A 23,555-nucleotide genomic window follows, 5' to 3' on the forward strand; every position below is an offset into this window, starting at 1 on the left:
GCCTGCATGGGCCGACGCTGGCCCTCTTCCTGCCGTGTTGCTATCCGCGATGGGATGGATACAAATCTGAGCGGAACCGGGAGCCAGTTTGATGCGGACGACACTGTGCATACCCTCTCCAGGTGTAGCGCGAACGTGTGACTTATCATTGACCACCATCTCAACGTCCATACGGAGCCTTGGTCGCGTCAAAGACGTTTCGAACGGGCCCGACGCGATCGTAAGCCACGAGTTGATGGCGCAGGGCGGCAGGCAACTAAAAGCAGCATCATGGGTCTTCCTTCAATCTCATCTCGGACGACTACCATCTGTCGGCATCGATGATCGGATCGGCAGGACAACAGCAAGTGTCGTACCAGTTGCAAAAACCATTGAAGTCAGTCGAAAGTAATGGATTGGCAGACACTTGAAACATACGCTGACACCGTGGACACCCGACCAGTCCGGACACGGGTCGGAAATACGACAGCCGCCGCTCGGGTGATGGCTGCAGAGAGTTGGCCCGGATAAAGACAAAGGCCGCACATCGGGTTGCCACGGCGTCCCGTCGGGCACACCGTGCTTGCAGTGGACCGCTAGATCACTTCAGCTCGCTCAACGGGACAAAGGCCGCCTTAGGGTCTGCGACGGCATCCTTCAACACCTTGAACACTCGCTGGTCGATCGGTGACGATGCCACGAAATCGGCATAGGCCTGCTCCAGCATCGCCTTGCACCGAGCTCTGATCTCCGGCTCAGCGACACCAGCAAATTGCTCTTTTGCAAAATATTGTCCCATGCGTTTTAAGATGTGAAGTCGCGCGACATTCACGATTTTAGGGTCGTAATCGACGCCAAGTAGCGAAAAAAAATCCTCTGCCGACGAGGCCTTGCTGAGCCGATCCAGGATACCGGCTGCCGGGGATGAGTTGATCATGGAAAATTCTCCTTCGGATTAGCTCTGGACGGTAAATGAGATGGGGTGGCTCCTGTTGACTGCTGCTGTCCGGCCTCGCACAGCTGGTTGCGCATCGCCAAAGCCTGACTCCGGAAAGTGTGCCCTCAACTTCGCTGCCCAGATCAGCAGGTCCGCCGGTGACGACGTCAGTCCCAATGAAGATCCGGGATCAATGGCCAAACCATGATCGAGGTTGACGCTCGTCAGGCCGGTCGCCGGACCGGAAATCAGCCGCGCGAGAAGATGCCGATTGGCAGTCCGGAAACGGCTCGCCATCGCGCAGGAGATCACAGCATGTATGGCGGAACGGGCAGTAAGATCTGGGGGTGAGATCGCGCCAGGGGATCTGACGTGCGAAAGCTGAACGCCGTTCGGGCCCATCAGCGACATCGGACGCCGTCCTTGCGGCGCGTCTGTTTGCGAAGGTCGACGCAACCGCTGCTGGACACGGCTTTTCACGCGGGGTGGTTTGCCAGGCATCCGCACACGTCGCGCCAGATCGCGGCCACGGATTCGCGCTCGACCGGCCGCTTGTGCTCGATGGCATATTTGCGGACTTGCGACAGAATCTGTCTGGCTTGATCGGCGCTGGCGACGAGCTGCAGTTCATCGAGTAACGCGGTGATCGCCCCAAGTCCGGAATGCTTGCCGATCACAAAGCGGTTGCAGCGGCCAAGCGAAACGGGATCAAGCGATTGATAGGTGCGTTGATCCTTCAAAAGGCCATCGACATGAATGCCGGATTCGTGCGTAAATACATGCTCTCCGACGATGGCCTTGTTCATAGGAATCGCACGCGCGGCCGCGGCTGCTACCACCGCGGCGACGTTCTCGAGCTCCGGGAGTATGATGCCGGTCTCGCGCCCGTAGAGCTGCTTGAGTGCGACCGCGATTTCCTCGAGCGGGGCATTTCCGGCCCGCTCGCCCAGCCCAATGACGGTCACTGAGGCGTGGCTGACGCCGGCCTTGATAGCGGAGAGCGTGTTGGCGGTTGCGAGTCCGAGATCATCGTGACCGTGAAACTCGAGCTCGATATCGGTGGTCGCACGCAAATTCCTGACCAGCGCGTAGGTTGCGTCGGGATCGAGCACACTGAGCGTATCTGCAATACGAAAGCGACGCGCGCCCGCGGCCTTTGCAGTTGCCATCACTCTGATGAGAAAATCGATGTCGGCGCGAGAGGAGTCCTCACCACCGACGGCGACCTCAAGTCCGCGCGCACAAGCATAGCCTACCACTCGCTTCACCCGTTCCAGTGCCAGGTCGCGATGGCCACTTAGCTTGGCCGCGATCTGGACATCGGAGGTCGGGATAGACATATTTACCATGGACACCTTTGCTTCGATCGCCGCGTCGACATCCGATTCCCGCATCCGGCACCAGCCTATGGTGGTCAGCGGAAGATCTGCTTCGACAATGGCGCGAATGGCGGTGATCTCCTCGTTGCCCATCGCCGGCGTTCCCGCCTCGATCTCCGTGACGCCGGCCCGCGCCAGCGCCTGCGCGATCGCCACCTTTTCCTCTGTGGTGAACGCAACCCCAGGTGCCTGCTCGCCGTCGCGTAATGTCGTGTCGTTGAGCACGGTGGGCTTGGCGCGCTCCTGGTCGGACCAAGACGATTTGGCGGCGGTGCTGGCGGCAATCACGCGAGCGCTCCTCATTGTTTGACCTACCTAAGCTTCAGCAACCAGCATGCCAGCCCGTCGTCCCAGGCAACCCACTGACGAAGCTAACGCTTCCGTCCTCGACCTCCTTCAGCAAATGGATTGTCGCAAATGCGACAGGCTCATGAAGCGGACGCCTTGCCTGTTGCGCCGCCGAGTTCGCACGTTAATGCAATTGCGGCGCGCAGGGTGTGAGAATTGTCGCGGAGCACTTGAGCCCGTCGCCGCCTTGGGCACGTGGTCACTCGCTCGAAACGACGTCAGCCGCGCCCTCAACCTTCCGCTCGGCTTACCAAATCTGGCGAGGCTTTATGGTGCGATCGCGGACCCCTGTGGCAGTTCAGACGGCCAGTCTCCGGCAACGACTGGCTGAGCCGCCTGCAACAGCAAATCGCGCCGGCGCTCCGCCATTCGGCTCTCGCTGCTTTCTTCGCCGAAGCAGAGGTTGAAGTCGACACATTGCGTGCACACGGGCGTTGTGCACATCACGAGGCCTTCATCCTCGCAAAGCATGCGGTATAAGAAGCGCTTCCAGCGCATATTGTTGACATTGCGGACGGCGAGCGGCGCGAAATGGCGGCTCAGCAGCCGGGATAGTTCGCCGCGATTGAGCAAACCGAGAGCTTCCCACAGATGGCCTGGCTCAATGGCACGCCGCGCTATCATCGCAGCCAGCCAGTGGCCTATATCCCCTTCCGTCGAGCGTTGCTTGAGCAAGAGATCGCGCAGCATCGCGATCTCTTCGTCCTCTTCGCACTTGAAAAGCGAGAGCTGCTCCGCGAGCTTAATCTCAAGCGAGGGAAAGTACTGCTCCAGCAAGGCCGCCAGTTCTAGGCCGGACAGCCCGGCCTTCTCGGGAAGGAAGCCACCATCCATTGTGGCAGCCGCCAAGATAGACGCCAGGACATGGCGATCAAAGTTGCTGTCAATGGCAATATCGGCGTCTGCAGGAGGCACACCGGTGAGTAGGCGGTAGGTTGCAATTCCCCTGTGCATCTGACTGTTGTCATCAACGGCACAATCAGCCATCAACGGAAGGAAGTGCGCTTCGGACATAATTTTGCGAGTTTTCACAATGGTCTGGCTTGCGCTGCCGCATCCTAAGTTTGATCAGGGTCGATCGTCAGAATGCCGGCCTCCCGGGATGGGCGGTGAGGGAGACCGGCATTCGTCGCGCGCCTTCCCAAGGCCGCGACTCGCGACTTTTACGAGGCCGCGAGTTCGGCGGCAGTCTTGCCGACGATGGATTCGTCCACGGGCTTCATGATGCCATGCTCCATCAGCATGTCCTCGAGCTCGTCCATGGAGATTGGAGTCGGGATGATGCCTTTGCCGCCATTTTTGTGAACCTTGGTCGCAAGATTGCGATAGTGATCGGCCTGCTTGGAATCGGGTGCATATTCGAGCACCGTCATGCGGCGTAACTCAGCATGTTGCACCACGTTGTCGCGCGGGACGAAGTAGATCAGCTGAGTGCCTAGCTTCTTGGCCAACGCTTCCGCCAGTTCCAGTTCCTTGTCGGTCTGCCTCTCATTGCAGATCAGACCGCCCAGCCGCACGCCGCCAGAGTTTGCGTACTTCAGGATCCCCTTGGAAATGTTGTTCGCGGCATACATCGCCATCATTTCACCGGACATCACGATATAGATTTCCTGCGCCTTGTTCTCGCGGATCGGCATCGCAAAGCCACCGCAAACGACGTCGCCGAGCACGTCGTATGAGACATAGTCAATGTTTTCGTAGGCGCCGTTCTCCTCCAGGAAATTGATCGAGGTAATGACGCCGCGGCCGGCGCAACCGACACCCGGCTCAGGACCACCGGATTCCACGCAGCGAATGTCCTTGTAGCCGACCTTCATTACGTCCTCGAGCTCGAGGTCCTCCACGCTGCCGGCGCTCGCTGCAAGGCTCAAAATCGTGTCTTGCGCTTTAGCGTGCAGAATCAGGCGGGTCGAGTCCGCTTTCGGGTCGCACCCTACAATCAGGATTTTCTGACCCATCTCAGCCAGCGCCGCCAGCGTGTTCTGCGAAGTCGTCGACTTGCCGATGCCGCCCTTCCCGTAGAACGCGATTTGTCTCAGTGAAGACATGTTGCTCTCCATCAACCGATTTGCCAAAAGTTGCGCGCTTCCTGCGCGCGAGCTTGTTTCTCTCTCAGAAACGAGGGCACACGGGTTCAAGGGAAGGAGCACATCGCTCGTCTTACGCGTCGGCGTGCACTCAGCCCTCACTCAGTGTTGCTGCCGCATATTAGCAACCGCCGTGCCAACGCTTGACCGCGATCCTTAAGTTTCTGATTATGCTTCGGAAAACCAAGTAGCTGGTGAGCAAGGTCCTGGTTGTTTTGGAGCTAACAGGATCTGCGCGGCTGTCAGAAAACTAACAACGACCACAACCATCAACGCGAAATGCCGATTTGGTGCCCCGCTCCGATGCTTTCAGGTGTGGAACGGAACTTGCGTCCGGCGACGGTAAATATGCCGGTCGGGGCCCGAAACCTGGTGCACCAGCGGCGAGGTTGCATACACGGTACAGCGCTTGGTGCACTGACTTTGGAGATGATCGGAATTGAACAGGATCCCGAAGCAGCAGCGCCGTGCCAATCGTTGAGCTCAGCGCGCGTACATAGGTATGTTATGGCGACAATCATCTTCTATCAGAAGCCCGGCTGCGCCACCAACGCGCGTCAGATTCAAGCGCTGAAGTCCGCCGGCCACGACGTGATCGCCCAGGACATCTTGAAGGAGCCATGGGATGCGGACGAATTGCGCAGCTTCTTCGGCAATATGCCCGTTGCCTCATGGTTCAACCGAGCTGCGGCACGTATCAAATCAGGCGAAGTCAATCCCGATACTGTCGACGCGGCAAGCGCACTCGCATTGATGGTGGGCGATCCGCTCCTGATACGACGGCCGCTGATCCACGTAGACGGGACACGATGTGCCGGACTCGATCACCCCGTGCTGTCGCTGTTTGGCTGCAAGACGCAAGATGATCTCGAGGGGTGCTCGCACGAAGCAAATCCCACGCGTTGTCCGCAGACCTGAGGAAACGAAGGAACGTCCCGCCAGCCCATCGAACAAGCCAAGATGACGTTTCCCACTTCCGGCTTCCTTCACGGGCAATAAGCGACAGGACGTTCGCTGAGACCGCCCGCCCGAGTGGCTGCTCCAAGGGCATCGCCTATATTGCGCTCGAGTGCGGCGCTAATCGCCCTTTGCGAGAGGCCGCGACAGTTGGCCCCTTTATCGCGGATGACTTCAGCGGCCAGGAGAACCAGGCCCAGAAGCGGTTTCTTGAAGAGCCTCGAGCTCTGTTGAATTGAACTCTCGACGCTTCGCGGCCGTGATCCTTATGCAACTTAGCGGCATAATTGCGCCCCGCCCGCTCCCATTTTGATCGGCATCAAATCCTCTGCCATTCCCCCTATGTGACAGAGATCTCGCGCGGCTCTTCGCGCGGACTATGGAATGGAGAATTCGATGAGAACAAGGACAGTTCTGACGACGGCATCCCTCCTCTCGCTAGCGACCTCGTTGGCCAACATCCCGACACGGGCTGCAGATCTAGGCCGGGCGCCGATCTACTATAAAGCCCCCGCGATCGAACCCTTCAATCCATGGATGATCCGCCTGCGCGTGCTTGGCGTCTTGCCGGATACCGCAGGCAGCTCCGTCAGCGTCGCCGGTGCACCCTCGCTATCCTCACCAAGTTCTGGCCTTTCGATCAGCGACCAAGCCATACCCGAGCTCGACATCACCTATTTCTTCACAAAAAACGTTGCCGCCGAACTCATTCTCGCCGTCACCAGCCATCACGTCAGCGGCAGTGGCGCGCTCACTGGCCTCGATATCGGCAAAGCCTGGCTGTTGCCGCCAACACTGACCCTGCAATATCACTTCACCGATTTCGGCGCGCTCAAGCCCTATATCGGCGCAGGCATCAACTACGCCGCATTTTTCAACCAATCAGCAGCCAATACGTCGCTCGCCGGTCTTGCCGTTACGGATCTCCGCATCAGCAACCAATTCGGCGCGGCGGTCCAATTCGGATTCGATTACATGCTTGATCGCAACTGGGGCCTCAACTTTGACGTGAAGAAGCTATGGCTGCGGCCGGAGTACTCCGCGACCGTAAACAATGCGATTGCCGTCACCGGGCGCGCCAACATCGACCCATGGCTGGTCAGCGGCGGCGTCACTTACAAGTTCTGACGCTAGAACAGGATCAAAAAGAGGAACCCGTTTGATCACCCCGGACGCGGCGAGCTCATCGAGCGCGCCACCTGACCTCGCCGCAGCGCAAGCAGAGCGAGATGGCGCGTCAAGGACGCGTCATCTCGCGAGACCCGGGGATCCATTCGCAGCACTGCTCTCCCTGTGAGCTACGATCGCGCGCATGGAGTGTCGGTACACAAACAGATCCACCCGGCATATGTTCATATTCTTATCTAGTCGCGCGTTGCAAAGGCGCCATTTGCCGATTGCGCCGGAGACGAAAGGCGGCACGCCGGGGCAACGTCAATGACTTGCTGTTCTCACATCCGGGGCGTGACTGCTACGCTCAACCTCAGACCATCTGAGCTCCGAGCGATCAGCTCATCGTCGGCCGAGCCGACGATGTTTGCTAGCGCGAGCAAGTGGCCGCTGATCGAGGCCTCTAACTTCGCTTTAGCACCATCACAAGGCGGTCGACACGTTTTCCCTGCTTGAGGTGGGAGTCTACGATTTCGTCAACATCCTCAGGCGTGGTCGCGTGATACCACACGCCATCGGGATAGACGACCATCAAGGGACCAGAGCTACAAAAGCCAAGGCAGCCTGCCATCGTGAAGCCGATATCGTTGAGGCCTTGCGCTTCGATCGCCTTGGCCATTCGATCCCACAGGGCTTGCGCGCCGGAGGCGCCACAGCTGCCGTGCGGATGAGTTGGCGGACGCTGCGTGTTGCAGGCAAAGACATGATGCCTATAAAGTTGAGGAAGCTCGAATTCGGTTTCTGAGTTCATGCGCCTATCCTTTGAAATTCCGTATCGACCAATTCATACTAATCATTCCCACTTGAGCTTGCCAAAGCTGGCACAATGAGCGGGCGCTACCGTGATCGTCATCGCTGGTGATCAGCAATAGATATCTTCGTGTCCAGAGCCACCTCCTTGATTTCCAACCTCTTCTGCTTCATCGCGATTTTGTCTGCTCCCGCATCACTTGCTCACCATTAGTCCAAAGCAAGTTGCACACCAGATTCGATCGTTCGCTTCGCCAACGATCCCTCGCTTTGCGCGGCTCTCGTTTATTGCGAAGGTTGCGACAATGTCGTTCGATTCTGTTCCGGACACGACAAACATACCGTTGACCTCTCGCTTCAACCTTCTGCAGTTCGTACGAAGAACACAGAGAAGCTCGGTTCTTTTGCCCAGTTTTTGCGCTATCACATCTTGCAATGAGCGGCGATCTTCATGACCGTCGAGCCGCCTAGCGAGAAGCTCGAAGATCGTGTGGTCAATCGAGCGCCGTGTTCTGCCATGGGTGACGGGCTCGCCGCATTGACCAGCGCGAGCCCACGACATCTTTTCGCTCTGAAGCTGGACGCTGCGTTCCGTCGCTGCTTCTATCGTTTGCTCCGCAGATAGCGCCTGTCGCGAGAGCCCAACGAGGCAGGAATGTTCGCAGAGCCACCTTTGAGGCTGCCGACCAAGCCGGTCGCAATTCCCATCGGCAGCAAGTCAAAACCGCAACACAGCGGTCCCAGATTGGCATCACGCTTTACATGATACGTGTCAGACGCGCTTGCAGCGGATAATGCGGGACGACGAGCAACGTGCTCATTAATGCATTTTGCCCCTAACCGGCCTAACTGACGATGGTGGCGCCGGTCACAAGAGCGTCGCACGAACCGATGTTTGGCATGGCAGTTGCTGCGCAGGCAACAACGCCAGCCGCACCGGCCGGCCTTCTGACACAGGATCGTCATTCCCCTCCCCGAACGATCCTGTCAGTCTGGGTCCTGCCATTCTCCAAGCCCAGACGATGCCCTCGGCGAACTTCCAGCCGCCGGGGGCATTTCCCGCCCAAATATATCGACCGCGGCAGAAAGCATGTCCCGGCTGCCGGCTCGATTTGACGAGCCAGCGCAAGAGCAGCTTGTTGGTGCCGCGGAGGTCGCGGAGTGAAAAGCCGCACTCCGACGAGGTGCCCGTTTTGTCTCACCAATGAATAAGTTGTGACGCGCGTCTACCCACACTCACGAGCACAATGGCCTCATTCGGAGGAAAAAGCGCCTCAGGCAGCTTGAGCACAACAAAACGATAGGTCCGTCGGTCCGGATGGATCGTGATATCCATGGTTTCGTCGTTGTCTCCGAAGGGTTCGGCAAACCGATCGTCCTGAAGCAGCTTGACGCCGCACAGGCAGAGGTCACCTTCGATCCGGCGAGTACTACCGGCTCAAGCGATCGTCCATGAACGGGCCCTTGATGCACATCCAAGTGTCGATCTCAAATCTTGCACCGTGCCGGCCACATCGGAGAAAAGAGCGGTCCGCCGAGAAAAACGCGCCGGAGCAGATGTTCAGCCAGACATTCTCATGTAGACAGCGCTTCGCGCAACCAAAATACTCATTGCGGAAGGTGCGCACCACAATAATTTGGAACGGGCGGCTCTAGCCCTATCATCAATCGGCGCAAGCTAAAGCTCATGGCCCCCCTCCGCTCGTTGGCATCGGCCGGACAGACGACAAAAACCTCGATGTGACCGCTCATTAGGTTGCCGATTATACGTTCGCTTATCGCCTTGCAGTTTCCTGCTGGAAGGCTTCGATCGCGGCCCGGCTCAGCTGAAAAATCCCACGGCCGCGTGAGAGCGGCCGATAAGCCGAGCTGGCACGGGTGTTGAGGACGTCAAACCACTCGTTCCGCGTAAGCATCGCCGGACGCTCGCTGATTTGGATCACTCTTCCGTCCGGAGCGAAGCGGACGTGGATCATGATTTGTTGCGAGTTCATACCAATCCCCTGTTTGGTAACTCTAAAGATCCTGAGTGGCCCCGAGATTCTCGACTGTGATGTGCCTGGTTTCGGGCACCTTGACGCGTACGCTCTCAAGCCGCGCCTTGGACGCGGCGCCTTCTTTGCTATTCGGATGGGCCTAATCTGCACGCGGTAATCCGATCCATCGATCAGATGAAGGTCGAAACGCGGAAACTGCCTGAACGGCTGATCCGCCACATCAGAGGCATCACAGCGCACCAAGGCAAACTCGACGCCGCAGCTCGACAAACGAACGCATCTCGGCTCCATCGGCTGCAAGCAGTCGCTCGATTTCGATCACTTCCTCCTCGGTGAGCGCCATCTTGGCTCCTCTGTGACTCGCGAAAGGCGGAGCGTCATCGCCAAAACAGACGCTCCGGATCGGCATTCAATTCGTCGATTGCAGAAGGCAACCGATTGTAAAGGCTGTAAAACTCCCAGCTTCCTCGCGCATGGTTCTTGCAAAACAACTTCCAGACCCCGCACACGGCATCGTAAAGGATCAGCGCGACGTCGATGAGAGCGCCATCCTTGTTGATGTTGCGCGAGCAACAGGGGCTCTCGACGAGGTAGCCGCCCCTCACCGGCGTCACGTTCGGTGAGACGTAGAGGTAGCGCTTGCGCAAGCTCAAGCCGCGCTCGATCCGTTTGCGATCGAGCTCGTTGGGGTGAGGCGTCAGCCCGGGCTTTATCCTTCTCATCAGCGCAGCATTCATGGCGAGCGCCTCCATTCAAATATGCAGCTGTTTACCACAATCGGCAATGTAGACCGGCACGTTCGCTTCGGTATGGATCGCGACGTTGATGATCTCGCCGGCCGCTGCGGCGACGAGCAAGGCTCCTTCGGCTGCGTATCGCGAATGGCGTGGTCGTTGACGAGGTCGACTGCGGTCTTGGCCCGCTGGCCGCGCCGATATTTCGGAAAGCCACGCTGCGTCATGATTCCTCCGGCAGCGGCAGATCCTCGACCTCCTCGCAAGCGTCCACCGCGTCCAGTTCCTTTCGCTTCATGCCGACCCGATAGCCGCTTTCCAGATATTCGACGCCGTAGATGTAGAACTGCTGCAGGAACGTGCCGATCGATACGACGTAACCCACCTCTCCCTTCTTGGCTAAAATGTCGCCAATCTCCTTGCCGCGATAGGTGCCATCATTGCGGACGGTGCGATTGGCTCGCACCTTTTGGCCAAATCTGAAGACAGGCGGCTCCCTGAGTTCTACGACGTCGCTGTCGCGAACGATGCTGTTCATGTACCGCTCCTCATGCATCGCTCCTTTAGAAAGGCTGGGAGCCGCCTCGCCCTTCGCAGGCGAGATCCTGCATCACTGTGTCCTCGCGCGGCATCGTCATTCACATCGACGATGGCAGCGCTGCCGAGAATGCTGCTCTCGGCAGCGCGAAGCGCCTTTGGACCACCGTGCGCAATGACATGCCCACCAGGGCCGTACTGGCGACCAGCAACAGCACGATCGCAGGCCAATCCAGCGCGGTCGTTGTCCGTGATGAAGGACCGAACGTCAGCGCCTGGGCCGCCGCCAACGCGAGCACGAAAGCTTACGACGCTTTCAGCGCCAGCTCTTTGCATGCCACTCATGGCGCTCACGCTTTAGGATTGCGCCTGGTAGCGAGGCAAGGAAGTCTCAAGCACGCAGGTATTGTCGACCGGACAGGCGGCGACACATTGCGGCACGTCGAAATGGCCAACACATTCGGTGCATTTCGCCGCCTCAATGACAAAGGTCCCCCCCTTTTCCGAGATGGCAACGTTCGGGCATAAGGGTTCGCAGGCTGAGCAGCTCGTACACTGCGAGGCGATGATCTTGAACGGCACATATTCCCCCTTTACGCTGCAGAGATCAGAGATCCCTGCTGGATCGCGGCGTCGCCGCGCTGCACGTGCTGGATCTCCCCGCGTTTCACCCTGTCCAGATAGGATTTGAACCAGGCGACCGCCGACTTCTCAATGAATTCGTGGGCGTATTGATCGATCGGCTCGATCCCCGCCTGGATCAAATTGCTTTTCGGGCAGCCGCCAATCTTGGACACGAAGACCGCATGGCAGTCATGGATGCCACGCATGATGGCGGAAAGCCTGTGCTCCTCGCCATAACCGCCCTGGCAGTAAACGTCCACGCGGCGGTGGCCGACGAATTTGGCGCCGGATGTAGAGAGTTCGTAGACTTGGAATTCCTTGGCATGGCCAAAGTGCTCGTTGATCAACCCCGAGCCCTTGGTTGCGACGGCCACTAGAAGAGTGATCGCGCTCATCTCTCCGGCAAGTTCCGCAAGCTCCTTTTGGGCAGCCGCGACTTTGGCGGCACGCGCACGCTCTATCCTGTCCTGATATCCTTTGCGCATCTCTAAGTCATATTGGACATCCATTTTCATGACCTGATCGGTGGTGAACTCTGCGCTGCGATCCTCCCCGAGTAGACCGACCGCATCGGCGCGGCACTGGCGGCAATGCCGCATCGTTTTTATCTCCCCTTCACAAGCATCTTGCAGCTCCTTCAATTCCCAGGCCGTCGGTCCGCGCTGACCATTGAGGCCAAATACTGTGCCGTGCTCGGGCGCGGAGATCAGCGGCATGATATTGTGAAGGAAGGCACCGCGCGACTTCACGGCCTTGTTGACCTCGACTAAGTGGCGGTCGTTGATGTTTGGGATCATGACCGAGTTGACCTTGCAAAGGATACCCCGCTCGCTAAGCATCTCGAGGCCTTGCAGCTGGCGATCGGTGAGTATCCTTGCCGCGTCGATGCCGGTGTATCGCTTGTGGTTGAAGAAGATCCACGGGTAGATTTTGGTGCCGATTTCGGGATCGACCATGTTGATCGTGATGGTGACGTGGTCGACTTTGGACCTGACGATGGTATCAATATGGTCCGGCAGAGCCAGTCCGTTGGTTGACAAACAAAGCTTAATGTCCGGAGCTGCCTTGGCGACCAGCTCGAACGTCCTGAACGTCTTTGCTGGATTGGCCAGGGGGTCGCCGGGACCAGCGATGCCAAGGACCGACATCTGCGGAATGGTGGTCGCGACCGCGAGCACCTTTCTTACCGCCTGCTCAGGAGTGAGCTTCTCGCTCACCACACCCGGACGCGATTCATTGGCGCAGTCGTATTTTCGGTTGCAGTAATTGCACTGGATGTTGCAGGCAGGCGCGACCGCGACATGCATGCGGGCGTAATGATGGTGCGCTTCTTCGCTGTAGCAGGGATGGTTCTTGACCTTTTCCCAGGTTTCGATCGGCAGATCGCCATGCCCTGCCTGCGAGCCGCAGCTCGCCTGACCGGTGCTGGCCGAAGCGCGGCAGCCCTTGTGCTCGGCGGCTGGCTTCATCTCGCCATCCACTGCAGCTTTGACATATTTTTCGCGTCCGACGACCGCGTTCATTTTCATTTTTCCCTGGAGGCATCATCGGCCTCCCAGACCATCCGTGAGCGAGCCTCAAGAAGCTGGGTAGCAACTTACATGCCATGGCTGAGACGATGAAATTGCAGCGATCCGCCAACGGGTTAGCGAAATGGACGCTCGCTCATGTAAGAAGATGCAATGATGCGCTTGTTGTCAGTGCGACAGATACGTCGTCATTGTCACGCAGCGCTCCACGGCTTGCGCATTCATTCTGGCGCGGAGCTCGCCGAACCGGGCTCCATCTGAACGGGTCTTCTCGCGTTGCGGCCTCGCAAACAAGTGGTTACGGGCTGGAGGATTCGGGCTTCACAAGGATGCTAATGGGTGATCAGTATCTCAACCGCGCAAGTGAGCAAAATCGCAAGCGGTGCAAGGCTTTGCTCGAGTGGAAAGCGGAGCTCGTTGCGCCAGGGCGCGTCCGGATCAACGAGCGCATATCGGGTGTCAGCCGAGCGCTTGATGGTTTTCCGGGCATAGCTACGCATGAGCTGATCGTTGAAGCGACAGCCGATGAAGAGAAAGGTCTGTCCGGGTCGCCTTTCCTTGATGATGTCCGGAATTGGTGCCTGAATATCGATTTCGGTCAACGCCTGGACAGAGCCAGCGTCGGAGCTAAGGAAGTTGTTGGCAGCTGCACGCTGCCATGCGGCTTGTACAACACCGTCGCCCAGCTGCCGGCCACGGCGCTATCGACCTCTGAGCCAAGTGAACTGCAAAAGCGATACCAACGATTCTCCCCAATGCCGGTGCGGGTGATACCCGGCACTTCGGCCCATCCATCGCGCTCACCCAGCTCCGCGCGCCTGGCGGCATCATACCACGCTTCGACTATGACGGCAGGGGCAGGGACGCACGATGATGGTGCAACCGCGTCGGCTCAACTGACCGAGCGAAGGCCTGCGTCATCAATGCCGTAAGGCGGACCGGCGTTTGGAGATCTCGATATGCTGCGCCGAGGCCCACGCATTGCCCCCAGGCCGCCGCGGCAGCGCAACCTTGCTGGCGAAGAAGCTGGTCAACGCCTTTGGCGTGGTCGGCATATCGGATCTGCACAATTCGCGAGGCCACGACGAGATAGGGAATGAGGCTCGCGGCCCTCAGGCCCGCAGCGATGTCCACGAGAGTCGCCTTTGCATCAGCAGCATCGACAAAGTCGGCCTGTGGGGGCGCCTTCATGGTTCGTCCCCGTTCTCGCCCCGCTTTCTAGCGTTGATTGTGATCGGTAACCGTGTGCCGCTCGGCATATCAGGCAAATCGAGCACCCAGCCATTGGCTACTTTGATCCAGCCGCCCCATAGCGTCTCGTACTCGGATTCAACGATTGGCTCTTCGAGATCCTTTTTTGGCACGTAGATCGATAGGCCCGCGTCCGGAGACCGGCGGATCATGATTTTCACGAGGTCTACTCCCTGACTGCGACGGAGGAGGTGGCGCGCTGGCGAGCCACGATGTCGGACACTGCGCACACGACCTCATCGACCTCCTCGATGGAGGTTTCACGCGACAGAGAAAAGCGCACCGCGCCACGCATCCGCCGCGCCGGCACCTGCATGGCACGCAGAACATGCGACGGCTGCATTGAGCCGGCGTTGCAGGCTGATCCGAGCGATACGGCGATGCCCGCCCTATTGAGATGGTAGGCGATGGCTTCGCCTTCGAGATGATCGAATGCAATATTGGCCGTGTTCCCTAATCGATTGTTGATATCGCCGAGCGCAACGCACTTGCCATTGTGCAAAATTCCCTGCTCAAGGCGGTCACGCAACGCGCCAATGCGAACGCGCTCGGGTTCGAGCCGCTCCGACGCAAGTTCGGCGGCCTTTCCCAGGCCGACAATGCCGGGAATATTCTCAGTCCCGCCGCGGCGCCCTCGTTCCTGTGATCCGCCGGAGATCAGCGGCCGGAATTTTGTCCCTGTGCGCAAATATAGCGCGCCGATCCCCTTGGGACCGTGCAGTTTGTGCCCGGATAGCGACAGCATGTCGATCGCACTGCCCTTTAAGTTCACGCGCACCTTACCGATGGCCTGGACCGCATCGGTGTGAAACAGCGCCCCCGCCTCACGGGTCAGCTCGGCCAGAAAGTCCACGGGAAACATCGTTCCGGTCTCGTTGTTAGCCCACATAACCGACGCAATCGCTGTGCGTGGCCCGAGCGCGCCGCGAAACGCCTCGATGTCGAGCCGGCCGCGGGAATCTACGGGTACAATGTGCGTCTTGACACCTCTTGTCGCCAGTTGCTCAGTTAGCGCAAGGACGGCGGAGTGCTCTACCGAGGTGGTGACGATCTCGTCGCGGTCTTCCTGCATCGCAAGAGCAGAGAGGATCGCGGTATTATTGGCCTCGGTCCCTCCCGAAGTAAAAACAATCTCATGATCGCATGCGTTCCCTAGCAGGATGCGCAAGCTACTCCGGGCCTGCCTCACAGCCACTGCTACCTCGCTGCCAAAGGCATGCGTGGACGACGCATTGCCGAATTTCTCGGTGAAGAACGGCAACATGGCTTGCACGACGGATGGATCGGTCCGCGTCGTTGCATTGTTATCGAGGTAAATCGGCACTCGATTTTCGCTCAATCCACTGCCTCGCCTGCAGCAGCGACGGGCATCAGGCGAAGCAATTCGCCGCGTTTATGGACCAGCCGCGCCTGAATGCCTTTCCGCCCCACACTCGAAAGCTTACACAACGTGCAGGCACCGGTCAGCCTGACCATCGCCCTGCTTCCATCGATCCCGATCAGGCAACAGTCGCCATTGCCGCGTTGCAGATTGGGTCGGATCTCTTCGATTGCGCCGCGAATGCGACGCTCGCGATCTGTGGTAGTGGGTGACGACGGCTTCAATTGTCCTGGTTCGGCCGGCATATGTCTTGCCCTCATCAGCTGAACGATTTTCCGCATGAGCAGTTCGCGGTGGCGTTCGGGTTGTGAAAGGTAAAGCCGGCACTCTCCGGTGCCATCACGAAATCGATGGTCGTGCCGATCAGATGGCCACGGCTCTTGTTATCGACGAACACCTTCAGCCCGTCGCACTCGATCACGGTGTCGTCAGGCTTCGGTTCTTCGACCAGACCCATCTTGTATTTGAATCCATTGCAGCCGCCTGCTTCGATCGTGACGCGCAGACCGCCGGTCGGGTGCGTCGACGATGAAATCGCGCTCTTGATTGCATTCGCTGCGCTATTCGTCAGGTTGATCACGGCTTTCCCTCATCAGCTTGGACTCAGCTCCTAAGGGCAAGTCACGTGCCAGCGCGCGGACGCCTGATGGTGCCGACTTTTTCGGATCGCGCCTGTTCGCGCTGAAACCGTTGTCGGATTCCCAACAAGGCTCTTTGAGGCGATCGCAGCCAGGGACGCGTTTTCTTTCTAAGCTACGGCGAAAGGCCTTACTCATGCGACGGCAAGTAATTTGCATCGCATCTAGCGCCGACCCAAGGCGTCGGTGAAGAGGTTAGATCGAGGAAGAGTATAATGACTGCAATCGAGAACACCGCACTCGGCAGACTCGACAAGGAGGGCCGCTTGCTCAACGCCGTACTCAAAGGCGCGACTACCAAGCCTGGCCGGTTCGGCTTTCGCGGCGACGTCGCATTAAAATTCCAGACTCAGGTCGCAGACGAGAAGCGGCCGCCAGACTATTCGATTGAACAGGTGTTGACGATCGCGCAGGACGGAGAACGCACCATTCCGGTGCTGGCCGGTTACGTGCATTCCTTCGCCTATCTTGCTGACGTCGCGACCGTCCTTGACGGCGCCTTAAGCCCAACCGGGAGCTACTTCATGTTCTGCAACAACATCGATTTACTGGCGAAGTACCGAGTGAAGTTAGGTGATGTCAGCTTTCACGTTCTACCCTGCGATGAATCTACGGTTTGGAAGGAGATGATGGACCTGGTCGGGCTCAACAAGGACGACATCAAGAAGCTCGATCCGGGCGGCAAGCTTGATTGCCTCCTCGATACCGCAAAGGATCTCGACCTCGCTTATGAGGAGATCTCGTACGACGACGGGCTAAAGAGAATGGAGCCCGTGAAAAACCGCAATGAGAACCGGCCCGTGTGAGCGGGGTCTTCAGTGGTCGAGCGATGCATCCTCCTCGACAAGACGTTCGCCGAGGACGCAGATATCACCATCCAGAACCGCCAGCGCGATCGGTGTGAGCGCGCTCCCCTGACATGGACCTTCGACGCACCGCCCGGTTCCGAGTTCGAAGGTCGAACCATGCTTGCCGCACATCAGCCGGATACCACATGGATCGAGGAATTCGTTCCGCTCCCAGTCCAAATTGACGCCGTTGTGCGGGCATTTATTGGCGTAGCCAAGCACCTTTTTGCCCCACCGCACCACAATGATGGACCACGGCCGGTGATTGCCGTGATCATCGACGGCTATAAGGTTGAATCCCATGGCCTTGCGGCTCGGAATGTCGTTAAAGCCGCAAATGGCATAGATGGCATCTGGCCGCATTCATCCCTCGTTTATTGCAAGAGCTTTTTTCGTTGCCGTTGAGCAAGGATCGTACAAGTACCGGATCGGTTCGCGTCCACGGCGCGGGCCCATTGCAGCTCAGCTACTTACCCAGGCATGTTCAGCCAAATTCGTTAGACGCCGCCAGCGTGCGGCCCCTTTGACGCAACACCGTTGCGCCCAGCATAGAACGGTCGAATCTCCGTCATTTAGGGGCCGGTGCTGCTATTGCAATTAATTCACCCCATCTGCATTCTCCTCAGAGCGCGCTCCAGGTAAACTGAAGGGTCGTCGTCCGAGGAGTCTGATTCGTAGCTTCTCTGAGGGTCGCCGTCGCTGCCCGAAGCTTTCGCAAGATACTTCGTAGGCTTGTCTACACGCTGCCACTCGTCGTTCTCGTTCTTCGTCCACACCTCCGGATGTTGGTTAGGATCAAGCACCCAGTCGTTATCCCCCACGTAAACAAAGCCCATCTCCGCTAGGCGGGGCTCCATGCCTACTAAGGCCGGTCGCGACAAGATCAGCGGATAGTCGCCATCCTCTCGCAGTTGATGTTCTAGCAAGATATCGCCAGCGTTCTCGACAAGCGGATGTGTCACCCTAAGATCTACCACGGATGTGATATCGTTGCGCCCAAACTGTTGTCGAAAATTGTCTTCTTCAATCCGAACCGGGCCTTCTCCTACTCTTAAAAGTCCGACAATATCGTCACCCAACTGATAGCTGTAAAATTTTGCTGGCTTATTTGGATCGTCGTGGGTGTTGGCGTAACTTCCAGCAACCGTTGCTGCGCGCTCAGCCTTCTCGGACACGAATTCTGAGTACTCTTCTGGGTGCTCGACGATGTGCCTGATATCACTGCGTAAGAATCTCTGAACTCCACGCATGAAGGTTTCCCGGTCGATCGGTCTAATGGGCGGTTCGGAAACGAGAGAGTATGATGCCGCTGGTTCGGATGAAGGCCCACCTCGCTCGATTCCTGCAACTGCTTCCGCAAACCGGGGACTATCTCCCGCTTCTGACGAATCGTCAGTTTGGTTACCGAACTGGCTGGATGAGTCAACGATTCTGCCATACATCAGAGCGCTCTCCTATCGGCAAAGTTTCACGCGATTGAGCTCGTGCCGTGCAAGCTCTGCGCTAGGATCGCATTCCTAGCTGACCAGAGCCTGACCAAAGCACTCATTTCGGCGTGACTGCGCGACGCACTCTGCGCGTGAGTTACAACAGCCGCTGTGACAAGCCATGAACTGTGGGTCGGATCGCACGTAAGCTCTCAGGCTTCGAAAAGGCACGGCTCGCCTTCTAGGAATAGGCGGACCTTGGAGACGAGTATGAGCAACGGCTGTTGTATCGGCATAACATAGCCGGCGCCCTACCATCACCAGGCTTTGCTTACGCTTTAGCTCGCTCGATCTTGCTATTCGATGTTTAATCGAGATCCTTATGGCGCGCCGTCCTCACCATGAGTTCATCCGATCAAAACTGCACCTTTCCTCACCTATAACTCGCCCGCCGCGACAGGACGAGTGTGTTCGCTCATGCCGCTTCAGGTACGGTTGACGTGTGAGTCTGGCAGTTGGCCGGGCAAACCCTGGCGCATGCACCGCAGCCAATGCAGGCGCCTTGATCATTCAGAATCATGACCTTCTTTTCGATCTCATCGTCGTCGTCATCGAAGTTGACAAATTCGCCATCCTCGCTGATTCCTTTTAACGTCATGACATCTCGACCGCACACCTTGAAACAGCGGCCACAGCCAATGCACTTCTTAGCATCGATCGAGATCAGGTATTGTGGCGTCCAGTCGCGACCGTCTCGTGTCTGAAACGACATGCATTGCCCCTTTAAGTATTTTCCAGCGCCTTCAAGTCGAGGCTCTTGCGCTCAAGTTCGGCATAAGCATCGTACGCCTTCTGCGCCACCATCATGATCGAGGTCCAGTTGGTGGGCAATTCTTCCGAAAGGTCGTGCAGATCCAGCTTGGCCTGTATCGCCTTGGCAGATACTTTCTTTAGTTCGGCCTTCAGTGTTTCATGATCGCTCATGAGTATCCCCAATAGTTCGCCACGTCCGGAAATTTCCGAATCAGGCCAATTCCGTCACTGACATACTTGTCGCCCGCCTGCGCGAGCTTTAACAAATTATCAAATCCGAACCGATGCACATCGCGCAGCTGCTTGTTCACGGCGATCAGCCGGCCTGAAATGAGCACCATGCGGCCGAAGCCTTCATGATGCAGATCCATGACCGGCTGGATCATCACGCCCGTCTCCCTCTCGATCGACAGCGCAACCGCATCGAAGAACAGCTTTAGTCGCCACAGCGTATCGGAATCAGGATCACCGGTAATCGGCAATGCGCGCCTTTTCTCCTTGTCCAGGACATAGGGTTCGAGCAGGTCAAGATCGCTCTTTGCATCCCAGGCTCCGTTGGTATCCTGAGCACGCCAAATCTTGATCAGCTCCTTGAGAAACGGCGCGTCGACGGCGCTCCCCTGTTGCACTGCTTTTGCGGTCATATCACCTCATTCGTCGAACTCGAATGTACGCGGTCGGTCCTTTGCCATAGCCTTGCGTAGCCACGGAGGTGGCGTGCCCTTCAGTACACGCTCGAGCTTTTCGAGCAAAACCGGAATGCTTTCGGGTTTATTCACCTTGATAGGATGGATCTTGTTGGCCACCACTCGCGCAGCCGCGGCACCGCCAATGGCGGCGACGTAAAGGATTGCGCAATCCTTGATCGCCTCGATCTTCGGCGCCAACTTATCGTCGTTGCCGTCTTCGTTAAGATCGCCCTCAAACTCAATCGCTTTAAGGAACACGTGCCCACCAGGCGCGACATCGTAAATTGCGATATTCTTTGCCCAACCAAAATGGGCATCGACTCGTCTCAAGTCTTGAGTAGCAAACGCGACCTTCATGCAATCGACCTCTCAGCCGCGCTGGTAGAGCTGTGATAGCCCGAGCATCGTGACTCCGGTCGTAGTCCGCCATGTATCGGGAGTAGGCTGATCGTTCGCCTCGCGGTGCGCGATAATGAGGTTGGCAATTTCGAAGATCAGATTTCGGGTACCACGATAGCCGACGGATAGTTGGTGTCCCGCGCCAAGTCGATCGAACATCGGAAAACCCGTACGATAGAAGGGCAACTTCAGCCGAGCCGCCGCTTGCCTGCCATGCGAATGCGTGATTAGCAGGTCGCAATGCTTTGACTTGGCAAGCCCTTCCAGATCCTCGAGATCGCCAATGAGTACCTCCTTCGTCTTGATCCGGTCGATCACCTCAGACTGAGTGGTCGTCACGGCTGCGGTCACCTGCGCGCCCATGTCATGGAGCATGCCGGACAGATCGAACAGAAGGTCTGGCTCAGCGCCGATCGCAACTTTGCGACCGGCAATATGGAAGTGCGCATCCAGCATTGCATCGGCGAGTTGACCGCGCTGGCGTCGATATTTCAGGGGTATGGGGCGGCCGCTGATCTCGCTCAAGAACGTCATGAATTCGTCGTTTGGACAGAGACCACGCACCCGCTCGAAGACGCGAAAAGGCACGCCGGTCTTGAGCTGCATCACCTCGGCCGCTCGCTGCATCTGCGCCCCGATTGCAATCGTCCATGCGGCGCGGCCCATGCTCGCGATTTCGTCGACGCCGATGCCGCCAATGGTCGTTGGCGCAAACTCATCGGGGATATGCCCATCGAGCGATCCCGCCAGGTCAGGGAGAAAGGACGGGCACAAGCCGAAATCCTCCACTATGACGCGGAGTTCATCAAGATCGCCGGGCGTGAGATGACATCCCGGCAGAACATTCACTTTCGATGGATCCCGCAACCCATTGGCACTGGGCCCTTCCACCAGCACCTCCACAATGCGCGAAACGGCCTTCTCCCAGCCATCCTGGAATGCGCCCTTGAAATCAGGCGTCGAGACATACACGAGTGGCAACTTTACGAGTTGCGGATGCTTGCTCCGGATTAGCTTGAGGTAGGCATCCACATCGTCGCCGTTGGTCTCAGTGACACCGGTCGAGCAGATTCCGATGATCTTTGGCTTGGTTCGGTTGTAGATGTTCAGTATCGCCTGCTCGAGATTCTCATAACCGCCGAGTACGGTCGCGACCTCGCTCATCGCGGTCGTCTGCAGCGGTACTGCCTCTTTGAAGTGCCGGACAAAGAGCGTGAGCCCGAAGGATGTGCATCCCTGGGAGCCGTGCAGAAGCGGCATCGCCCCGCGCAGTCCCATGAAGGCGAATGCTCCGCCGATCGGCTGACTCATCTTCAGCGGGTTGACAGCGCAGGCTTTCGTCGGCGCCGAGACCATGGCCATGACGCCTCCCTATTCTGCGGCCTGTCGCATAGCAGATGGCTCAGACACCAACATACCTTCAATGCGTCTTTGACAGCAGCCACCGATCGCGTTGGTATGCTCTCTGACCGCTGCGACGCTCCTAAGGCCGTGCGCGTAGATTGCATCCTCAATAGTGCCCAGATCGACGGTGTTACAAAAGCAAATCTTCCTCGCGCGGCGCGCGGCTTCGGCACGCGCCGGATCGCAGGCCATCGCCGCCACCGGCGATCCCATCTGCTCCATCGCCTTGGCCAACGCCTCCCATGGAGCCGGTCGACGTAGTTGCTCCCACATCGGACTGGAGAGCGACTTGTCGATTTCTTCCACCAGCTTGACCATCCCGACATAGCCCATGTAGGCGTGGCAACGCTCCTGGTTGATGTCCAGCCAGGGCATCGCCGCTTTCAGCGCTATGAACTGCGACTTGCCGCCCGATAGCATGATGTCGGCTTTTGCGTCCTTCAACATCCTGTACATTTCTCGCGGCGTCATGTCCTCGATCATGTGTGCATCTTGCCCCATGAGCTCCTTGATGCGCTCCTTGTCTTTCTTGGTCGATTTCTTGACGCTGGTTCCGACTAACTCAAGCCCGGCTTCCTGGAGTGCCGCAACGACCGACCACGACTTGACGCCGCCGGTAATCAACAAGGCCTTCTTGCCTTCGAATCTTGCCTTGTACGGCTCTATCGCGGCCCAAGCCCGCGATTCCTCGCGCGCGATCACCGCTTCAGTGCGCCCGAGCAGATCTGTCGGCGCGCCACGTTCAACCAATAAGCGGGTAAGCTGACGCAGCGATTCGCTCGAATCCTGAATACCGTAGAACGACCCCTCGAAGAACGGGATCCCGTAGCGTTGCTCCATCTTGCGCGCGACATTGATCATGGATTTTGAGCACACCAACATCGCCGCCCGCGCACGATGAGATGAGGCAACTTCGCGATACTTGCCATCGCCGGAGATGCAGGAGAGAATCCGTACTCCAAGCTCGTCTAGCAATGGCTTCACTTGCCAGAGCTCTCCCGAAACGTTGTACTCCCCGATCAGGTTGATATCGTAGGACGTAGTGTAGTCCGGCTCTTGCGTCCCGATCACATACTCGAGCAACGCCTCACCTGCGAGCTTATTGCCAAGGTTCTTCGAGCCGACGAAGCCCGGGGAATTGATCGGGATCACCGGCTTTGCGAACCTTTGAGATGCTGCCTTGCAGACTGCGTTGATGTCATCGCCGATCATCGCCGGGATGCAAGTTTGATAGACGAAGATGGCGGGCGGGTCGCATTTATCGATGATCTCCTTGATGGCTATGCAGAGCCGCTTCTCGCCTCCGAACACAATATCGGTTTCGCTCAAATCGGTTGTGAACGCGGTGCGCCACAGATTCGAGCCTGATGACGCAGCGCCGCGATTGTCCCAAGAATTACCTTCACACGCGATCGGACCATGCACCAGGTGAGCGACATCGGTGAACGGCTGCAGCGCAACCTTGGCGCCATCGAAAGCACAGCCGCCGGCTGCGCTACCCGGCTGCAGCTGGTTGGTGCAGCCCTTCTTGCGTTCAGCCTCCGACTTACTGCCGTTCTTGCCGCAGCCCGGCTCGTCGAAAATATTCCTGACCGTGGCCGCCAGTGAACTCATCCCTTTTTCCTCTCAGCGAAAACTAATTGCATGGTCAACGGCCGTGTGCTTGTGCCATCGTCG

Annotated in this window: 26 protein-coding genes and 1 pseudogene; 3 read left to right on the plus strand and 24 right to left on the minus strand. The window is 58.0% G+C overall.

What is annotated here, in order from left to right; all coding sequences use genetic code 11:
• Positions 1 to 580: 580 nt before the first annotated feature.
• From nifW to nifH, 4 genes are all read right to left on the minus strand, one after another.
• Positions 581 to 916: a nitrogenase stabilizing/protective protein NifW gene (nifW, locus tag BM190_RS37710; protein ID WP_092262792.1), complete on the minus strand. Its 336-nt coding sequence runs from the start codon at positions 914 to 916 to the stop codon at positions 581 to 583.
• 476 nt (positions 917 to 1,392) lie between these two features.
• Positions 1,393 to 2,583 carry a homocitrate synthase gene (nifV, locus tag BM190_RS37715; protein WP_502687025.1) on the minus strand — a complete coding sequence of 397 codons (1,191 nt, stop codon included), beginning with the start codon at positions 2,581 to 2,583 and terminating at the stop codon, positions 1,393 to 1,395.
• Between the two features lie 327 nt (positions 2,584 to 2,910).
• A complete protein-coding gene (locus BM190_RS37720) occupies positions 2,911 to 3,657 on the minus strand; it encodes a nitrogen fixation protein NifQ (RefSeq protein ID WP_177237525.1) in 747 nt (248 codons plus the stop codon).
• A 149-nt stretch (positions 3,658 to 3,806) separates the two neighbouring features.
• Entirely contained in the window at positions 3,807 to 4,691 is an 885-nt protein-coding gene (gene nifH / locus BM190_RS37725; protein WP_092218329.1) for a nitrogenase iron protein, read from the minus strand.
• A gap of 546 nt (positions 4,692 to 5,237) precedes the next feature.
• On the opposite strand from nifH, the gene BM190_RS37730 reads away from it, so the two are divergent.
• Positions 5,238 to 5,648 carry an ArsC/Spx/MgsR family protein gene (locus BM190_RS37730; RefSeq protein WP_092262795.1) on the plus strand — a complete coding sequence of 137 codons (411 nt, stop codon included), beginning with the start codon at positions 5,238 to 5,240 and terminating at the stop codon, positions 5,646 to 5,648.
• 423 nt (positions 5,649 to 6,071) lie between these two features.
• Positions 6,072 to 6,815 (plus strand): OmpW/AlkL family protein, encoded by a 744-nt coding sequence (locus BM190_RS37735; RefSeq protein ID WP_177237526.1) that lies wholly within the window; start codon positions 6,072 to 6,074, stop codon positions 6,813 to 6,815.
• A 445-nt stretch (positions 6,816 to 7,260) separates the two neighbouring features.
• Here the strand turns inward: BM190_RS37735 and BM190_RS37740 are convergent, their stop codons facing one another.
• From BM190_RS37740 to BM190_RS37810, 12 genes and pseudogenes are all read right to left on the minus strand, one after another.
• Positions 7,261 to 7,608: a (2Fe-2S) ferredoxin domain-containing protein gene (locus BM190_RS37740; protein WP_092262802.1), complete on the minus strand. Its 348-nt coding sequence runs from the start codon at positions 7,606 to 7,608 to the stop codon at positions 7,261 to 7,263.
• A 1,429-nt stretch (positions 7,609 to 9,037) separates the two neighbouring features.
• Positions 9,038 to 9,238 carry a Rieske (2Fe-2S) protein gene (locus BM190_RS41800; RefSeq protein ID WP_349516945.1) on the minus strand — a complete coding sequence of 67 codons (201 nt, stop codon included), beginning with the start codon at positions 9,236 to 9,238 and terminating at the stop codon, positions 9,038 to 9,040.
• 144 nt (positions 9,239 to 9,382) lie between these two features.
• Positions 9,383 to 9,601, minus strand: a complete 219-nt coding sequence (locus BM190_RS37750; RefSeq protein ID WP_092262875.1) for a hypothetical protein — start codon at positions 9,599 to 9,601, stop codon at positions 9,383 to 9,385.
• A gap of 380 nt (positions 9,602 to 9,981) precedes the next feature.
• Positions 9,982 to 10,341, minus strand: a complete 360-nt coding sequence (locus BM190_RS37760) for a DUF3024 domain-containing protein (RefSeq protein WP_092262878.1) — start codon at positions 10,339 to 10,341, stop codon at positions 9,982 to 9,984.
• Positions 10,342 to 10,561: 220 nt separating this feature from the next.
• On the minus strand, positions 10,562 to 10,876 hold the full coding sequence (locus BM190_RS37770; protein ID WP_092262805.1) for a nitrogen fixation protein NifZ: 315 nt from the start codon (positions 10,874 to 10,876) through the stop codon (positions 10,562 to 10,564).
• 356 nt (positions 10,877 to 11,232) lie between these two features.
• Positions 11,233 to 11,457 (minus strand): 4Fe-4S binding protein, encoded by a 225-nt coding sequence (locus tag BM190_RS37780; RefSeq protein WP_092262811.1) that lies wholly within the window; start codon positions 11,455 to 11,457, stop codon positions 11,233 to 11,235.
• An 11-nt stretch (positions 11,458 to 11,468) separates the two neighbouring features.
• Positions 11,469 to 13,022, minus strand: a complete 1,554-nt coding sequence (nifB, locus tag BM190_RS37785; protein ID WP_177237527.1) for a nitrogenase cofactor biosynthesis protein NifB — start codon at positions 13,020 to 13,022, stop codon at positions 11,469 to 11,471.
• A 338-nt stretch (positions 13,023 to 13,360) separates the two neighbouring features.
• Positions 13,361 to 14,219, minus strand: a pseudogene (locus BM190_RS42005) (SIR2 family protein).
• Entirely contained in the window at positions 14,216 to 14,440 is a 225-nt protein-coding gene (gene nifT, locus BM190_RS37795) for a putative nitrogen fixation protein NifT (protein WP_092262813.1), read from the minus strand. Before nifT ends, BM190_RS42005 begins: the two are co-directional and overlap by 4 nt.
• Positions 14,441 to 14,445: 5 nt before the next feature.
• A complete protein-coding gene (gene nifS, locus BM190_RS37800) occupies positions 14,446 to 15,618 on the minus strand; it encodes a cysteine desulfurase NifS (RefSeq protein ID WP_092262817.1) in 1,173 nt (390 codons plus the stop codon).
• Positions 15,615 to 15,941, minus strand: a complete 327-nt coding sequence (locus BM190_RS37805; protein WP_244550887.1) for a NifU family protein — start codon at positions 15,939 to 15,941, stop codon at positions 15,615 to 15,617. Before BM190_RS37805 ends, nifS begins: the two co-directional genes overlap by 4 nt.
• Complete coding sequence (locus BM190_RS37810; RefSeq protein ID WP_092262819.1) at positions 15,920 to 16,240, minus strand: HesB/IscA family protein; 321 nt, start codon at positions 16,238 to 16,240, stop codon at positions 15,920 to 15,922. The genes BM190_RS37805 and BM190_RS37810 overlap by 22 nt, the downstream gene beginning before the upstream one ends.
• A 273-nt stretch (positions 16,241 to 16,513) precedes the next feature.
• Between BM190_RS37810 and BM190_RS37815 the strand changes: the two genes are divergently transcribed.
• Positions 16,514 to 17,104 (plus strand): hypothetical protein, encoded by a 591-nt coding sequence (locus BM190_RS37815; protein WP_092262823.1) that lies wholly within the window; start codon positions 16,514 to 16,516, stop codon positions 17,102 to 17,104.
• A 9-nt stretch (positions 17,105 to 17,113) separates the two neighbouring features.
• On the opposite strand, the gene BM190_RS37820 is transcribed toward BM190_RS37815, so the two are convergent.
• The 8 genes from BM190_RS37820 to nifE form a co-directional block, all read right to left on the minus strand.
• Positions 17,114 to 17,509 (minus strand): Rieske (2Fe-2S) protein, encoded by a 396-nt coding sequence (locus tag BM190_RS37820; RefSeq protein WP_092262826.1) that lies wholly within the window; start codon positions 17,507 to 17,509, stop codon positions 17,114 to 17,116.
• A gap of 239 nt (positions 17,510 to 17,748) precedes the next feature.
• A complete protein-coding gene (locus BM190_RS37825) occupies positions 17,749 to 18,588 on the minus strand; it encodes a host specificity protein (RefSeq protein ID WP_244550888.1) in 840 nt (279 codons plus the stop codon).
• Between the two features lie 460 nt (positions 18,589 to 19,048).
• On the minus strand, positions 19,049 to 19,345 hold the full coding sequence (fdxB, locus tag BM190_RS37830; RefSeq protein ID WP_092262828.1) for a ferredoxin III, nif-specific: 297 nt from the start codon (positions 19,343 to 19,345) through the stop codon (positions 19,049 to 19,051).
• A gap of 11 nt (positions 19,346 to 19,356) precedes the next feature.
• The gene (locus BM190_RS37835; RefSeq protein ID WP_092262830.1) at positions 19,357 to 19,557 is read right to left on the minus strand and encodes a CCE_0567 family metalloprotein; all 201 of its coding nucleotides are present in this window, start codon (positions 19,555 to 19,557) and stop codon (positions 19,357 to 19,359) included.
• A complete protein-coding gene (locus BM190_RS37840; RefSeq protein WP_092262832.1) occupies positions 19,554 to 20,030 on the minus strand; it encodes a NifX-associated nitrogen fixation protein in 477 nt (158 codons plus the stop codon). The genes BM190_RS37835 and BM190_RS37840 overlap by 4 nt, the downstream gene beginning before the upstream one ends.
• Before the next feature lie 6 nt (positions 20,031 to 20,036).
• Positions 20,037 to 20,432: a nitrogen fixation protein NifX gene (nifX, locus tag BM190_RS37845; protein ID WP_092262835.1), complete on the minus strand. Its 396-nt coding sequence runs from the start codon at positions 20,430 to 20,432 to the stop codon at positions 20,037 to 20,039.
• A 12-nt stretch (positions 20,433 to 20,444) separates the two neighbouring features.
• Positions 20,445 to 21,836, minus strand: coding sequence for a nitrogenase iron-molybdenum cofactor biosynthesis protein NifN (gene nifN / locus BM190_RS37850; protein WP_092262839.1), 1,392 nt, complete (start codon positions 21,834 to 21,836; stop codon positions 20,445 to 20,447).
• A gap of 9 nt (positions 21,837 to 21,845) precedes the next feature.
• Positions 21,846 to 23,492 carry a nitrogenase iron-molybdenum cofactor biosynthesis protein NifE gene (gene nifE / locus BM190_RS37855; protein WP_092262842.1) on the minus strand — a complete coding sequence of 549 codons (1,647 nt, stop codon included), beginning with the start codon at positions 23,490 to 23,492 and terminating at the stop codon, positions 21,846 to 21,848.
• Positions 23,493 to 23,555: the final 63 nt, after the last annotated feature.

The sequence above is a fragment of the Bradyrhizobium sp. Rc3b genome (genome assembly GCF_900114915.1).
Taxonomy (GTDB): domain Bacteria; phylum Pseudomonadota; class Alphaproteobacteria; order Rhizobiales; family Xanthobacteraceae; genus Bradyrhizobium.